This is a genomic window from Terasakiella sp. (assembly GCF_048267425.1).
In the GTDB taxonomy this organism is placed as follows: Bacteria; Pseudomonadota; Alphaproteobacteria; order Rhodospirillales; family Terasakiellaceae; genus Terasakiella.
Map to the genome: position 1 here is coordinate 55,518 of NZ_JBLWXN010000005.1, position 14,373 is coordinate 69,890.

Sequence of the window (14,373 nt, forward strand, 5' to 3'; positions counted from 1 at the left end):
CCTTTATGCCGAGGGCGGGGTTTCACGTAATTTTCCACGAAGGAGATCACGTCGGTTAACTTCTTTTTTCATATCGGCAGGTTCTGAGAATTGTTTTTTCAATTCTTCGCGATGTACCATTTCTTCTTTGTTCAAATAACGTTGAATTTGTTCTTCAGAATAGGTGGGGTCGACACGTTTTTTCTCGTCCAGCAGGTCGCGCAAGAAAATGGCAGCGGCAATCCGTGCTGCTTCTGGATTGGGGAAATCGTTGACCGGGGAATATAGCGAGTAAGTTTTGCAAAAGCCAAAGCCTTCAATTTCATTGACCATGACCGGACATTCTTTTTGAGGGAAGTTGAACGTCTCACGCGTGCCTAACTTTTCGCATTCCCAATTCTCTCCTTCTTTAGGGAGAATAATAAGGTTGATAAACCACGGGGTGACCATCATGCCAAGAACACGTTCATCCCATTGCTGAAATTCGACCGCTTCGACGACAAGGTCGTTATTCAAGATTTGAATCCCGACCATATTTTCTTTCCAGATTTTATTGAAGCAGCCTTCTAATGTCTCAGCCGCTTGTGATGGGCTGAGGGTATGCAGTGGATATGTCACTGTCCCGGTCCTCAAATAAAGTAAAAATGAGGATATAGGGAAGCAGTATTTTTAGAAAATTGGAAGGTTTTTTTTCAAAAAAATATGTAAGTGGTTGGTTAGTTTGCGTTGCACATAAAAAATAGTACTTAAGTACCTAAAATGCTGCGCTGCATACTGGTAATACCATTCTAACGGATAGGTATTTTTTTAATAATAACTCTCATATTAGTTATTAAATATGCAAAAGCTAAGGGGTTTGAGGTCACTTCCCTGTGTAAGTGGTTACTTACTTTTCATTTTTTGGCTGCGATATACGTTACGGCTGCCACTTTTTTTGTGAAAAAAGAATGAGAAATCAAAATAATTCATTAATAACAATGGATTGTTTGTTTGGTACGTTTTTTGCTGAAAGGTGTTGGGACGATTATTGGTTATAGGGGCAATTGCTCCAAGATGGGAGGATATCCGAATTATGCAGGGTGATTTTGACGCGCTTGAGAAACGACTTGGGATCAGCCGCCGGGATTTTCTGAAATATTGCACAGGGATCGCAGCAACGCTGGGGTTGTCAACGTCTGAAGCCATTGCAATGGCTGAAGCCGTGGCGAAACCTAAAAAGCGTCCGGTTGTGATCTGGTTGCATGGTCAGGAATGTACAGGGCCGACGGAAACGATGTTACGTTCCGAGCATCCAACGCTGGAACGATTGATTTTGGAAATGGTGTCTCTGGAGTATCACCAGACGCTGGATGCCGGTGCCGGCCATCAGGTTGAGCATTTAAAAGAACTGTCCATGAAGGAAAATGCCGGTAAATATCTGCTGGTCGTTGAAGGGTCTATCCCGACGAGAGACGGCGGTGTTTACTGTAAAATTGCCGGTAAGACGATGTTGGCACATACGGTCGAAGCTGCGGAAAATGCAGCGGCAATCATTGCATTCGGATCTTGTGCGTCGTGGGGTGGGGTGCAATCATCCGGACCAAATCCGACAGGGGCTGTTGGTGCGCAAGCTGTTTTACCGGGGAAAACCGTTGTTAATATTCCGGGCTGCCCACCGAACCCGTATAACTTCTTGGCGACAGTGATGCATTTCTTGACGTTTGGTACCCTACCGGAACTGGATAGTCAAAATAGACCAAAATTTGCCTATGGGCGTCTTATCCATGAAAACTGCGAACGCCGTCCGCACTTTGATGCTGGGCGTTTTGCCAAGGAATTCGGCGATGAAGGACATAAAAAAGGGTATTGTCTGTATAAATTAGGGTGTAAGGGGCCTGAAACCTATTCCAACTGTCCGGCGGTGGAATTTAATGACGTCGGTGGCGGTACATGGCCGGTCGGCGTTGGGCATCCTTGTTTCGGGTGTACGGAACAGGGGGTTGGCTTTACCAAGCCTTTGTTCAGTCTTGCAGAAGTGCAAACCCATACGCCACCAAATGCATTTCCATCAATTGCACAACGTGAAGATACCCCAGGTATGAGCGCCGGTGCGGCAGCTGTTGCTGGTGCGGCTGTAGGTGCGGCCGTTGGTGCGGCGGCGGTGGTGTCAACCCGGCTTGGAAAATCTGATTCCGACAGCGAAACCTGAGGGGGCTGCTATGGATAGAAGAACCTTTTTAAAAACGGCGAGTGCCGGGGTCGCGGGTGCTGCATGTATCAGTACGGCCGCGGATGCTCGCCCGAATTTGGAACCTGCCCCTGAGGCAGTTGGCATGCTGTATGATTCAACGCTTTGTGTTGGGTGCAAAGCCTGTGTAACAGCCTGTAAAGAAGTCAACGATATGACACCCGTGGACCGCGGGGATGGTCATATTTACGATTCCGCATTGGACTTATCCGGTGATACGCTTAACGTCATCAAAGTTTACAGCGATGGTACGGCAGCGGTGAAAGATAGCGAAGAAAACGGTTTCGCTTTTGAAAAACGCAGTTGTATGCATTGTGTTGATCCTGGATGTGTTTCTGTATGTCCGGTGACGGCGATGCGTCGTGACCCATTGACGGGAATTGTGACGCATCATCCCGATGCTTGTATCGGTTGTCGAACTTGCATGGTTGGCTGTCCTTATAACGTTCCGCAATTTGAATATGACAATGCATTCGGACGTATTCATAAATGCCAGATGTGCAATCAGGAAGGACTGGAACGCATTAATAAGGGCGGTATGACAGCCTGTGCGGAAGTATGCCCCACGGGTGCCACTCTGTTTGGTCCGCGCAGTATGTTGATGGAAGAAGCCAAACGACGCATGGAGTTAAAGTCGGGCGATAATTATAACTTCCCTCGTGGTGATATTTCCAAGCCGGAAAGTTATCATGAAAAAGAACTGGAAGCCGATTATCAAAATCACATCTGGGGTGAAAAAGAAGCAGGCGGAACCAATGTTCTGCATATTTCGGCTATCCCGTTTGACAAGCTGGGAATGCCCCCTTTGGAAGACCGTTCTTATGCGTCTGTTTCAGAGGGCGTACAGCACACTTTATACAAATACATGGCTTTGCCGGCGGCAGCTATGGCGGGTTTAACCTATGTGGTTAAACGCAATAAAGACAACCATGACGGGGAGGAATAGACCATGAGTCACGCTAAACCGCTGGGCGGTTCTATTTTTACACCGGCCTTTATGTTGTGTCTGGTTCTGTTCGTGATCGGCATGTATTTCTTAGGCGTTCGTTTTATGGATGGTATGGGGGCCGTTGCCAATATTAACGGTGGCTTTCCTTGGGGAATTTGGGTCGTTTATGACGTTGTAATCGGTACGGCATTGGCCTGTGGCGGTTATGCACTGGCCATCACGATCTATGTTTTTAATAAAGGTCAATATCACCCATTGATGCGGGCTGCATTGCTGGCCAGTTTGCTGGGGTATGCCCTTGGTGGTGTCGGGGCCTTTATCGACATGGGACGTTACTGGCAGTTCTATAATCTGCTTTTACCGTGGCATATGAATTTCAATGCTGTGATGTTGGAAGTTGGCCTGTGTGTGACAACCTATATCCTTGTTCTGGTTATTGAATTTGCTCCGGCTTTTCTGGAACGGATCGGGGCGCATGGGGTGCTGAAAATATTGAACAAGATGTTGTTCATTTTTATCGCCCTTGGCATCCTATTGCCGACGATGCACCAGTCTTCCCTTGGGTCGTTTTTGATTGCGATGGGATATAAGGTTGCCCCCCTTTGGCAGACGGTACATTTTCAACCTCTTTTGGCATTGTTGACGGCACTGACAATGGGCTTTTCCATTGTGATTTTCGAAGCATCGGCTTCGCAAGTTGCCTTTGACTTACCAGATGAAACATCTTTGTTATCTAAAATCGGCAAAATCATCGTCGGTTTGTTATTGGTTTATCTGGTGGTGCGATTTGGGGAAATTATCCTGAATGGCAAAGTCGGATATATCTTTGCCGGCGACAAAAATAGCCTGCTTTTCCTGTTGGAAACCTTGTTGTTTATTTTCCCGGTTGTTGCCTTGTTATCCCAGAAAATGCGCCAAAATCCGCGTGTTTTGTTGTGGGCTGCGGTGTCCATGCTGTTTGCTGGCTCGCTTTATCGTTTCAATGCTTTCTTGTTCACCTATGACCCGGGACCTGGCTACAGCTATTTCCCGTCAGTTGGGGAAGTGATGGTGACCGTTGGCATCGTTGCGTTTGAGATCATGGCATACATGGTGATGGTTAAAATGCTGCCCGTGCTGCACAAAGAGGCGCACGCGTGAGAGTTAGAGCTTTTCAGGTTCGCTATAGCTCACCTGAAAGGCTCTAACTTATTGATTTAATGCAAATGCGTCGTCGCAGATTGGTGCAATCTGCTCGGGATTTGCTCTAAAGTTATCGAATTAGGAGAAAAATCGTGACAACACGTATTACAGTCGATCCGGTCACGCGTATTGAAGGCCACCTTCGTATCGATGTTGAAGTTAATGATGAAGGCCGTGTCAGCAAATCCTGGTCTTCCGGTCAGATGTGGCGCGGTATTGAAACAATTCTGGTGGGGCGTGATCCGCGTGAAGCCTGGTTGTTTACACAACGTTTTTGTGGGGTTTGTACCACCGTACATGCGATTACATCCGTGCGCGCTGTGGAAAACGCACTAGGGTTGGAAGTTCCGGTAAACGCCCAATTGGTGCGTAATATTATCCAGACGGCACATGCCATTCAGGATCATATCGTTCATTTTTATCACCTGTCTGCGGTAGATTGGGTAGATGTCGTATCTGCATTGGATGCGGACCCGGTTGCCACATCCAAACTGGCGGAAAGCCTGTCTGACTGGTCCTTAAATGGTCCACATGAAATGAAAGCGGTGCAAGATCGTTTGAAAACATTTGTTTCCAGCGGTCAGTTGGGCCCGTTTGCCTCCGGTTATTGGGGACACCCGGCGATGAAACTGTCACCGGAAGTAAACTTGTTGGCGGTTGCGCACTATCTACAAGCGTTGGAAGTGCAGAATTATTGCAACAAGATCGTGGCAATTTTGGGCGGTAAGTCCCCCCACATTCAGAACTTGGCCGTTGGCGGGATTTCTAACTCCGTCAATATGAATAGCCAATCTGTTTTGAATATGGAACGGATTATGATGATCAAAGGCTGGATTGATAAGCTGGAACATTTTGTTAAATCCACTTATATGACGGACGTTCCGGCAATCGGTGCCTTTTATCTGGATTGGGCCGGATATGGTAAAGGCGTGAATAACTATCTGTCTGTGCCGGATTGCCCACAAGATACCAAGGGAACCAAGTTTGACTTGCCCGGCGGGTATATTGAAGCCGGTGATTTCAACAAGTTTACACCGATTAAGGATTTCCACGATCCGTTCTTCCATAAAGGAGTTGCCGAATCGTCCAAACATGCATGGTATGAAGGTGATGCGACGCTTCATCCGTGGGAGGGCGAAACCGAACCTCAATATACGGATTTCCAAGATGACGGACAGTATTCATGGATCAAGGCGCCGACCTTTAACGGCAAGCGGGCGCAAGTTGGCCCCTTGGCAAACGTATTGGTTATGTTGGCGCAAGGCCATGAAAACTGTACAAAATATGTCAATGATGCCGTTGGTATTATTAAAACAGTTTCCGGTGCGTCTGATATTCCATTAACCGCTTTTGAATCGACAATCGGGCGTCATGCCGCACGGGCTATTCGTGCCGGTGTTATGATGGACACGCTGAAACAGCAATGGCAAAAACTTGTCGATAATATTGCTTCTGGCGATACCGACAGTTTCAACGCACCTGTCTTCCCTAAAGGCGAAATTCGCGGTGTGGGGCACCATGAAGCGCCGCGTGGGGCATTATCGCACTGGGTGGTGATTGAAGATGCCAAGATCAAAAATTACCAAGCTGTTGTACCATCTACGTGGAACGCTGGGCCGCGTGCTGAAAATGGCGAAATGGGGCCTTATGAAGCTTCCTTGCTGGATAACCCGGTTGCTGATCCTGAACAGCCCCTGGAGGTTCTACGCACTGTGCATTCATTTGATCCCTGTATTGCCTGTGCAATTCATATGGTTGATACGGAACAAAAACCGATTGTGAAAGTCAAAGCACTTTAGGGTGGCTATGACTGCTTAAGAAGATTGAACCCCGGATACCCTCCCAAGTGGGGTTCAATCTTCTTGGTTTTTGTCAAATAAAATAAAGGAAAATACCATGACAACTGAAATTCTGGTCATAGGTCTCGGAAACGTCTTGATGCAGGATGAAGGTGTGGGGGTCCGCGCTGTTGAAGCCTTGGAAGGAATGTATGAAATTCCAGATAACGTGATTGTTATGGATGGGGGGACAACCGGGACCGAACTACTGGAACCCATGCGGGATGTTAAACATCTTATTGTGACGGACTCCGTTAATACCGGGGATCCAGAGGGAACATTAATCCGCTTGGCAGACGAGCAGGTACCCGCCTTTTTTCAGACGAAAATTTCCAACCATCAATTAGGTTTGTCTGATTTGTTGGGGATTTTGCAGTTGCAAGGTCAGTCCCCGGAAACGGTTACGATTATTGGTATGGTGCCCTATAAGCTGGAAAATAGCCTCGGCTTAAGCCCCGAAACGGAAGAGCGTGTTTTCAAGATGTTGGATATGCTCGTAAAGGAAATTGAGGCACGTGGGGTAAACCTGAAAAAACGGGAGCAACCCGTTGCCGGGTTTTGGTCGCAACATGCGCAAAACGGTTGTTTACCATGTGTATAGGAACGCCTGTAAAGGTTATTGAAAATCGGGATTTTGTGGCCCTTTGTGAAGGGCGAAACGGCACAGAAGAAGTTAATATGATGCTGGTTGGTCCACAAACAGAAGGGACATGGGTCTTAAATTTTCTTGGTTCCGCCCGTGAGGTGATTAGCGAACAGGATGCTGAAAATATCAATAAGGCATTAGACGGTTTAACGGCTATTATGGACGGTGCCGACAAAATTGATGTGGATATGTATTTCCCGGATATCTCAATGAAAAATAACCATTGAAATCACAGATTGATTTTTAGTGCAGTTGTGACTACTTTCGTATTCATCATGTTTAGCATAATTATATAAGCTATTTCACTTTAAGCTTTTATTATCGCTCATCTTCTATATTTTAGAATTATGTTTTGCGAAAACGTCGTGACTGTAATTGAGTGAGGTTGGGTTTTATGGTGTGGGATGTCGCCCGAACATTTGAAGGATGCGAAATTCTTATTGTAGATGATAACCTTATCAATCTGAAGGTTCTGACTCATGTGCTCACAACAAACGGCTATGTTGTACGTGGGGCGAGAAGCGGTGAAGAGGCCTTATCCAGTATCGCTGAAAAAACGCCTGATTTGATCCTGCTTGATGTGCAGATGCCTGGATTGGATGGGTTTGAGGTTTGCCAGCAATTGAAAAAATCACCGGATACGGCTGACGTGCCCGTGATTTTTATTACGGCCACGGATACGGTTGAAAGTAAAATTAAGGGTTTTGAAGTTGGTGCATCCGATTATATTCCTCGTCCCCTGCAAATGCCGGAAGTTTTGGCGCGGGTAAAAAATCAATTGATGGCTCGACAGTTTTATCGACAGGTTGAGGAGGAGAAAGACCGACTGAAGAAAGTGTTGGCCGCCCTTCCCGTTCCCTATTTATTATCATCTATTGATACGGGAATGTTAATCGAAATGAATGATCATGCCTGTAAAATTCTTGAAATTGCGCAGGAAAATGTCTCGAAAACACACGCAAAAGATGTTTATGCGCGACCCGAAAAGCGTAAAGGGATGATCAATAAGCTAAAACATTCAAACCTTATCAGTAATGAAGAGTTAGATCTTAAAAAATCATCAGGCGAAGTTTTCACAGCTCTTATTTCCGCAACTCCCTTGCGTCTGTTGGATGAAAACGTCTTCTTCGTTGCGTTTAATGATATTGCAGAACGTAAAAAAATGGAGAAAGCCCTAGAGGAAGCTGCCCGGACAGATTATTTGACGGGCACCCTTAATCGTCGTGCGTTAAGTGCGCGTGCGCTAGATGAACAACAACGTTCAAAGCGTAATAAAAAGCCAATTTCCATCCTTATGCTTGATATTGACCATTTTAAAAAGATTAACGATACGTTTGGCCATGAGGTTGGGGACGATGCGTTAAAGGAGCTGGTTTCATTGATTGGTGAAACGTTACGGACAAGTGATGCGCTAGGGCGGATTGGTGGCGAAGAGTTCGTGGTTTTGTTGCCTGAAACAAGTTTTGAAGGTGCGAAGGTTCTGGCAGAGCGTATCCGTACCCGCGTTGAAAGCAATGTGTTAAAGATCGCAAATGATCAGGAATTAACCATGAGGGTCAGTGGCGGGTTGGCAGAATGGAAGGCTGGCCAAACCTATGAAGAGGCGTTGAACATAGCTGATGAACGCCTCTATAAAGCGAAAAACACAGGCCGTAACCGGATTGTTTGGGATTGACGATTAGCGATTGTTGAAATTTTTGGCGATATGCGCATCCAGCGCTTCCTGACGTTCACGCTCCTTGCTTGGGCTGTTTTTGTCAGTGTTTGCAAAACGAAACTTACCAAAGAGAACACACCCCTTCATACCTGGGTCACATTTATAACCGGGCACATGTTTGCATTGGCCTTTTACTTCGTTGGGACAATTCCAGCCACCCATTTTACAATCCTTTTCAGCCGCCATAATCGTTAGAATAACAAAAAATCGGCGGCTGAAAAATGGGAAAGATCAATTATGATCGTTTTCCCAACGCGGGTCATTGATCGGTGCACCTTTTTGCAGGCTTAATGGGATCACACCAGCCCAGACGGGCAGGGCGTAATCGTCTTCATCATCGACGGGTGGACCCGTTCGGATTTTAGCGGATGATTCTGTGATATCAAATTCCAGAACAGCGGTGGCTTTTAGTTCATTATCATTTGGTTCACGAATACCGTCATAGCGTTCCGGTGTGATTTTCATCATCATAAGATTGAGGAGACGTAATTTTTCATCAGGTTCGGTGATGAGTTTTGCTTTGGAAAAAACCATAACACTACGATAATTGGCACTGTGGTGGAAAGAAGACCGCGCCATGACTAAACCATCCAACAAGGTGACATTGATGCAAGCCTCTTCCCCGTCAATCAAGGTTTGGAATAACCCGTTTTTGCTTGAACCGTGGATGTAAAGCTTATTGCCTTCGCGCCAATGAATGGTGGGTTGCACCATCGGGCGGTCACTCATTTTTGCACCGACATGACAAAGATAAGCCTCATCCAAAATGGCGTGTATCATTTCACTTTGGTGATTGGCACGTTTATGTCCCCGTTTTAAGGTCGTGCGTTTTGTAATTGGGAATTCAGACATCATTTTCTCCTTTCTGTAAAAAGGAAGATGAGACATAATTGGTATGGTTAAAAGTGCCAATTATTATAAATTATAAGGTCCAATTATGAGCGAGTTACAGCTCACTTATCTAAAAAATGCGTGGCAGATAAATATGGAGGCTCCTAAATATAGGGCGCTTTATGTCGTATTGCGTGACCTGATGTTGTCGGGAAAGTTATCTGGTGGTGAAAAACTTCCGCCCAGTCGAAAAATCGTGAAGGAACTTTCCATTTCAAGAAATACGGTCATGCAAGCCTTTGATATTTTGCAAAGCGATGGTTTTATCCAAAGTCGTCAGGGGGACGGCGTTTATGTGAGTGAAGATATCGGGCATGCTCATCTTCCCCAAATTTCAAGTTCAGACGATGTTGATGAACGCACACCGGATATTGCACGACGGGTGCAGCATTGGTTGGGTGTACGCAAGCAACATCATCGTTTTGGTGGTGAACGGGCTTTTTCACCGGGACGTCCTGCGTTGGATCAATTCCCCTTTGATATTTGGGCGCGCCTGTTGTCACGTCGATGGCGCCTGAGTGGTCCCCGATTGGCGATGGAGGGCGACCCCACGGGTTATGAACCTTTGCGTCAGGAATTGGCAAAATATTTGCGAAAGACCCGTGGTATGTCGTGTGAGGCGGATCAAATTGTTATCGTGTCCGGGGCACAGCAGGGCTTGGATTTGATAAGTCGGGTTTTATGGGAAGAGGGTGATCAAATTGCGGTTGAAGATCCCGCATTTCCCGGCATGAATGGGGTTGTTTTAGGGGGCGGTGCACAGATCATTCCTGTTGCATTGGATGATGAAGGTATATGTACGGACCCTCTGGAAAACTTAACAGATTTAAAAAGTATTATGGTAACCCCGTCGCGGAATTATCCGCTGGGAACCACCATGTCGCTTGCGCGTCGTTTTGATTTGTTGGATCTCGCAAGGCGAAAGCGTTCATGGATTGTCGAAGATGATTTTGATTGTGAGTTTCGTTTTGATGGTCCGCCCTTATCCTCTTTACAAGGTCTGGATCGTGATGGAAGGGTGATATATGTCGGCACGTTCAGTCGAATCGTTTTCCCTGCCTTGCGTTTAGGGTACGTTGTTGTGCCGAGAAAACTTGTTGATGCGTTTATTGCTGCAAAATCTTATATCGACGGTCATGCATCAATCCTGCATCAGGCAGTTTTGGCCGACTTTTTTAAGGAAGGATACTTTGACAGCCATCTGCGACGGATGAAAAAATTATATAGAGAACGCCGTCATTATCTTCTAAAGCAAGTTGAATTACGGTTGTCCAAGGACTGTTTCATTATTCCGGCAGATGGCGGTTTGCACATTTGCCTGTTGTTTAAGAAGGAAATTGACGATATCGTACTTTCAGAAGACTTACGCCAATGTGGTGTTATTACAAGGCCGCTTAGTTCGTTTTATAAATTAGGCGTGAAAAAACAAGGTCTTGTCATGGGATTCGCCGGATTTGATGAAGCCGCAATAGACGCAGGTTTGCAACACATCCAAAAAAAAATAAGCGAAATATAAAAAACGCTTTTATTTCTCAAAAATAGCCTTATAAGGCGCAAACTTTTTTTTATGGAGGGCTCAAAATGACGCCGAAAATTGAAGCTTTTCTGAAAGACGCCGAAAAGGATAGTCCATTTTTGGTTGTCGATCTGGATGTGGTTGAAGATCGTTATAAGCGATTGAATTCTGCTTTTAGTGAAGGCCATATCTATTATGCCATGAAGGCCAATCCGGCTAAGCCGATTTTGGAACGCCTCAATCAATTGGGCTCGCGTTTTGATGCGGCGAGTCTGGGCGAAATTATGCAATGTCTGGAGATCGGCGTCGACCCGAAACGTATTTCGTTTGGGAATACATTGAAAAAGAAAAAAGACATTAAAGCAGCCTTTGATCAGGGTGTTGACCTGTTTGTCTTGGATAGCGCTGATGAGCTGGACAAAATTGCAGAAGTGGCCCCTGGTTCGCGTGTTTACTGCCGTATTTTGGTCAACCGTCACGGTGCAGGGGCAAGCTGGCCCCTATCGCGCAAATTCGGTTGTTCTTCAGCGATGGCGCATGAGCTTTTGATGCAGGCAAAGGCGAAAGGGCTGGTGCCTTTTGGGGTGTCTTTCCATGTTGGTTCCCAGCAATTGGACCCGGCACACTGGGCCAAAGCGATCAGTGACGTTGCAACTTTGTTTGATGCGTTGGGCGAAGGTGGTATCCAGTTGAAAATGATCAACATCGGTGGTGGTTTCCCTGCACGTTATCAAGAAGATATTCCGTCATTGGAAGAATTTGTTGATTACATCAAGGAACATATGACGGCTTCGTTTGGCGAAAACTGGCCGGAAATTTATATGGAACCGGGGCGTTATATCGTTGCTGAAGCTGGTGTCCTGCAAAGTGAAGTGGTTTGTGTTTCCATTAAAGACTTTGCGGAAGAAATTCGCTGGGTCTATTTGGATGTCGGCAAATTTGGTGGTCTGGCAGAAACCATTGATGAATCCATCGTCTATCAAATGGTCACCGAATATGATGATCAGGAAATGGGTCCGGTAATTGTCGCAGGACCGACTTGTGATAGTTGCGATACGCTTTATGAACGGACTTATTTCCAACTGCCGTTGGCACTTAAGACGGGTGATAAGATTAATATTTTATCGACAGGGGCTTACACAACCATGTACGCGTCGCAAGGTTTCAATGGTTTTGAACCACCGAAAGAATATTTCATCTAGGAAATCGTTCTGCAAAGGAACAAAACGGCTCAGGATTTATTCTTGGGCCGTTTTTTCTTCAGTCGTTGTTTCCGTTTTCTTTTTTGCACGCGGTTTGGCTTTTGCTGTGCTTGCGCGGCGTGTTGTTTTCTTTGCAGGTGCTTTTTTACGAGGAGTAGACTTTTCTTCGGATTGTGCAGACGCGCTACAATCCAAAACCACGGGTCTTAACAAAAAGGCCGGTGTGTGTGCCCCCATTCCAATGATAACACCATCAGCAGGTTCTTCCTGAACCATGACGGCATCCGTTGTTTTCCGTGCTCCCCGCTGTGGGCGTTCCCGTGTTCTTGTATTCTCGCGCTCTTTTTCCCGTTTCGGGGCCGGGGCTTTCTTTTCTTCAACGGGTTGGACAGCATCAAGTTTAACCGGTGGAATTTTATTGCCAATCAGTTTGACGATGGCAGCGAGCTGTTTCTTTTCTGACGGTGTGGTAAGGCTCAAGGCAGTGCCGTCTTTACCTGCACGACCTGTACGTCCAATGCGGTGGACATAATCGTCAGCATGGCTCGGTAAATCGTAATTGAAAACATGGCTGAGTGCCGGAACGTCCAGTCCGCGTGCCGCAACATCACTACAGACTAAAATAGTGATCTCGCCGTTTTTAAATTTGTCCAAAGTTTCCATTCGCGCAGATTGGACCATATCGCCGTGCATTTGGCCAGCATTGTAGCCATGCTTGTTTAAAGATCGGTAGACGATACCGACATCGCGCTTGCGATTGCAAAAAACGATCGCATTTTTAACGTCTTCACTGTCGATCAGCGCGCGCAGGGCGGTGCGTTTTGTTTTGCCATCATGTGGTTTGCAATCAACCATCATAAGCCCTTGGCGAACGGTTTCGGCTGTTGTCGCCGGTTTTGAGACACTGATTTCTTTTGGGTTCATCAGAAATTTGTCAGCCAGTTTCTTGATTTCTGTTGCCATTGTGGCAGAGAAGAAAAGGGTCTGGCGGATTTGTGGTAACAAAGAGACAATTTTTTCGACATCCGGGATGAAACCCATGTCCATCATTCGGTCTGCTTCGTCGATTACCAAAATTTTAACATCACGCAAAATCAAACTGCCGCGTTCAAACAGGTCAAGCAGGCGCCCCGGTGTTGCAATCAGCACATCCACACCACGGTCGATGATTTTCATCTGATCGCCCATTGATGTTCCACCAATCAAAAGCGCCATAGAAAGTTTGCTGTTTTTGCCGTAGGTCTCAAAATTTTGTGCAACCTGGGCTGCGAGTTCGCGTGTTGGGGCAAGAATAAGGGAACGCGGCATCCGTGCGCGCGCACGCCCACTGGCAAGAATGTCAATCATCGGCAAGGTAAAAGAGGCTGTTTTCCCTGTACCTGTTTGGGCGCATCCCATAATGTCGCGTCCCATAAGAACTTGCGGTATAGCTTGCGCCTGAATAGGTGTCGGTGTCTCGTATCCCGCGTCTGACACGGCCGATAATAGTTCGTCGCTTAGCCCAAGGTCCGCAAAATTCATAAATACATCTTTCCTCAATATCATTTGTCGCCGGATATTAGGTGATTATGCTCAGAAGTCAATGATCATGCTCCTTCCCTGTGCTTTCAAAGTAGGTTAGATTGTCTGCAAAATGGATAAATAAAATGAGGCAAACAGATATGGCGCATCGAATTTCAGCAACGAAGAGTTTGCTTTTTGTAATCGACGTTCAGAAAAAACTAGCGCCCGCTATGACCAATGGCGAGACGGCGATCGCCAATAATGCCAAGCTGTTACAGGCGGCAAGCTTGCTTGAAGTTCCCTCGTTAGTTAGCGAGCAATACCCCCAAGGTATTGGACACACCGTTGATCCACTCTCTGCATTAATTGATAAAGATCGTGTCTTTGAAAAGATGACATTTTCTTGCATGGAGGAGGGGGCTATCCAACAGGCACTTGCACAATCCGGGCGTCATCAATTGATTGTCGGGGGTATGGAGACGCATGTTTGCGTGTTGCAAACAGTGCTGGATTTATTGGATGACGGCTATCAGGTCTTTGTTGTGGCGGATGCTGTGGCCTCGCGCACGATGGATAATAAAGAGCTGGGATTGGCACGTATGCGCCAATGTGGTGCACAAATCGTAAGCACTGAAATGGTCTTGTTCGAATGGTTGGGACGCGCAGGTACAGACCCGTTTAAGCAAGTTTTACCGCTCATTAAATAAAAAATGGAAAGATAAA

At 46.3% G+C, this 14,373-nt stretch carries 14 protein-coding genes; 10 read left to right on the plus strand and 4 right to left on the minus strand.

All coding sequences use genetic code 11. The features are described from left to right. Positions 1-3 precede the first annotated feature (3 nt). Positions 4-597 carry a [NiFe]-hydrogenase assembly chaperone HybE gene (hybE, locus tag ACN0VA_RS09520; RefSeq protein WP_417820921.1) on the minus strand — a complete coding sequence of 198 codons (594 nt, stop codon included), beginning with the start codon at positions 595-597 and terminating at the stop codon, positions 4-6. Between the two features lie 454 nt (positions 598-1,051). Between hybE and ACN0VA_RS09525 the strand changes: the two genes are divergently transcribed. From ACN0VA_RS09525 to ACN0VA_RS09555, 7 genes are all read left to right on the plus strand, one after another. Then, positions 1,052-2,167, plus strand: a complete 1,116-nt coding sequence (locus ACN0VA_RS09525) for a hydrogenase small subunit (RefSeq protein WP_188665005.1) — start codon at positions 1,052-1,054, stop codon at positions 2,165-2,167. A gap of 10 nt (positions 2,168-2,177) precedes the next feature. Continuing rightward, complete coding sequence (gene hybA, locus ACN0VA_RS09530; RefSeq protein ID WP_417820922.1) at positions 2,178-3,152, plus strand: hydrogenase 2 operon protein HybA; 975 nt, start codon at positions 2,178-2,180, stop codon at positions 3,150-3,152. A 3-nt stretch (positions 3,153-3,155) separates the two neighbouring features. Beyond that, positions 3,156-4,295: a Ni/Fe-hydrogenase cytochrome b subunit gene (hybB, locus tag ACN0VA_RS09535; protein ID WP_417820923.1), complete on the plus strand. Its 1,140-nt coding sequence runs from the start codon at positions 3,156-3,158 to the stop codon at positions 4,293-4,295. Positions 4,296-4,429: 134 nt separating this feature from the next. Further along, complete coding sequence (locus ACN0VA_RS09540; protein ID WP_417820924.1) at positions 4,430-6,136, plus strand: nickel-dependent hydrogenase large subunit; 1,707 nt, start codon at positions 4,430-4,432, stop codon at positions 6,134-6,136. A 97-nt stretch (positions 6,137-6,233) separates the two neighbouring features. Continuing rightward, positions 6,234-6,776 carry a HyaD/HybD family hydrogenase maturation endopeptidase gene (locus ACN0VA_RS09545; RefSeq protein WP_417820925.1) on the plus strand — a complete coding sequence of 181 codons (543 nt, stop codon included), beginning with the start codon at positions 6,234-6,236 and terminating at the stop codon, positions 6,774-6,776. Continuing rightward, complete coding sequence (locus ACN0VA_RS09550; protein ID WP_417820926.1) at positions 6,767-7,048, plus strand: HypC/HybG/HupF family hydrogenase formation chaperone; 282 nt, start codon at positions 6,767-6,769, stop codon at positions 7,046-7,048. Before ACN0VA_RS09545 ends, ACN0VA_RS09550 begins: the two co-directional genes overlap by 10 nt. Positions 7,049-7,215: 167 nt before the next feature. After that, a complete protein-coding gene (locus ACN0VA_RS09555; RefSeq protein WP_417820927.1) occupies positions 7,216-8,496 on the plus strand; it encodes a diguanylate cyclase in 1,281 nt (426 codons plus the stop codon). A 3-nt stretch (positions 8,497-8,499) separates the two neighbouring features. Here ACN0VA_RS09555 and ACN0VA_RS09560 read toward each other — a convergent pair whose 3' ends face one another. Both ACN0VA_RS09560 and ACN0VA_RS09565 read right to left on the minus strand, forming a co-directional pair. Next, positions 8,500-8,700 carry a hypothetical protein gene (locus tag ACN0VA_RS09560; protein ID WP_188664977.1) on the minus strand — a complete coding sequence of 67 codons (201 nt, stop codon included), beginning with the start codon at positions 8,698-8,700 and terminating at the stop codon, positions 8,500-8,502. Positions 8,701-8,769: 69 nt separating this feature from the next. After that, positions 8,770-9,390 (minus strand): pyridoxamine 5'-phosphate oxidase family protein, encoded by a 621-nt coding sequence (locus tag ACN0VA_RS09565; RefSeq protein WP_417820928.1) that lies wholly within the window; start codon positions 9,388-9,390, stop codon positions 8,770-8,772. Positions 9,391-9,475: 85 nt separating this feature from the next. Here ACN0VA_RS09565 and ACN0VA_RS09570 point away from each other — a divergent pair, with 85 nt between their 5' ends. Continuing rightward, positions 9,476-10,945: a PLP-dependent aminotransferase family protein gene (locus tag ACN0VA_RS09570; RefSeq protein WP_417820929.1), complete on the plus strand. Its 1,470-nt coding sequence runs from the start codon at positions 9,476-9,478 to the stop codon at positions 10,943-10,945. Between the two features lie 65 nt (positions 10,946-11,010). Then, on the plus strand, positions 11,011-12,147 hold the full coding sequence (locus ACN0VA_RS09575; protein ID WP_417820930.1) for a type III PLP-dependent enzyme: 1,137 nt from the start codon (positions 11,011-11,013) through the stop codon (positions 12,145-12,147). Positions 12,148-12,183: 36 nt separating this feature from the next. On the opposite strand, the gene ACN0VA_RS09580 is transcribed toward ACN0VA_RS09575, so the two are convergent. Further along, a complete protein-coding gene (locus ACN0VA_RS09580; RefSeq protein ID WP_417820931.1) occupies positions 12,184-13,668 on the minus strand; it encodes a DEAD/DEAH box helicase in 1,485 nt (494 codons plus the stop codon). A 125-nt stretch (positions 13,669-13,793) separates the two neighbouring features. Here ACN0VA_RS09580 and ACN0VA_RS09585 point away from each other — a divergent pair, with 125 nt between their 5' ends. Beyond that, positions 13,794-14,357, plus strand: coding sequence for a hydrolase (locus ACN0VA_RS09585; RefSeq protein ID WP_417820932.1), 564 nt, complete (start codon positions 13,794-13,796; stop codon positions 14,355-14,357). The last annotated feature ends 16 nt before the right edge of the window (positions 14,358-14,373 follow it).

Coding starts and splice junctions, on each gene's coding strand:
- ACN0VA_RS09525 (WP_188665005.1), top strand. CDS start 1,052: ATGCAGGGTGATTTTGACGCGCTTGAGAAACGACTTGGGATCAGCCGC.
- hybA (WP_417820922.1), top strand. CDS start 2,178: ATGGATAGAAGAACCTTTTTAAAAACGGCGAGTGCCGGGGTCGCGGGT.
- hybB (WP_417820923.1), top strand. CDS start 3,156: ATGAGTCACGCTAAACCGCTGGGCGGTTCTATTTTTACACCGGCCTTT.
- ACN0VA_RS09545 (WP_417820925.1), top strand. CDS start 6,234: ATGACAACTGAAATTCTGGTCATAGGTCTCGGAAACGTCTTGATGCAG.
- ACN0VA_RS09550 (WP_417820926.1), top strand. CDS start 6,767: ATGTGTATAGGAACGCCTGTAAAGGTTATTGAAAATCGGGATTTTGTG.
- ACN0VA_RS09555 (WP_417820927.1), top strand. CDS start 7,216: ATGGTGTGGGATGTCGCCCGAACATTTGAAGGATGCGAAATTCTTATT.
- ACN0VA_RS09560 (WP_188664977.1), bottom strand. CDS start 8,700: ATGGGTGGCTGGAATTGTCCCAACGAAGTAAAAGGCCAATGCAAACAT.
- ACN0VA_RS09565 (WP_417820928.1), bottom strand. CDS start 9,390: ATGTCTGAATTCCCAATTACAAAACGCACGACCTTAAAACGGGGACAT.
- ACN0VA_RS09570 (WP_417820929.1), top strand. CDS start 9,476: ATGAGCGAGTTACAGCTCACTTATCTAAAAAATGCGTGGCAGATAAAT.
- ACN0VA_RS09575 (WP_417820930.1), top strand. CDS start 11,011: ATGACGCCGAAAATTGAAGCTTTTCTGAAAGACGCCGAAAAGGATAGT.
- ACN0VA_RS09580 (WP_417820931.1), bottom strand. CDS start 13,668: ATGAATTTTGCGGACCTTGGGCTAAGCGACGAACTATTATCGGCCGTG.
- ACN0VA_RS09585 (WP_417820932.1), top strand. CDS start 13,794: ATGAGGCAAACAGATATGGCGCATCGAATTTCAGCAACGAAGAGTTTG.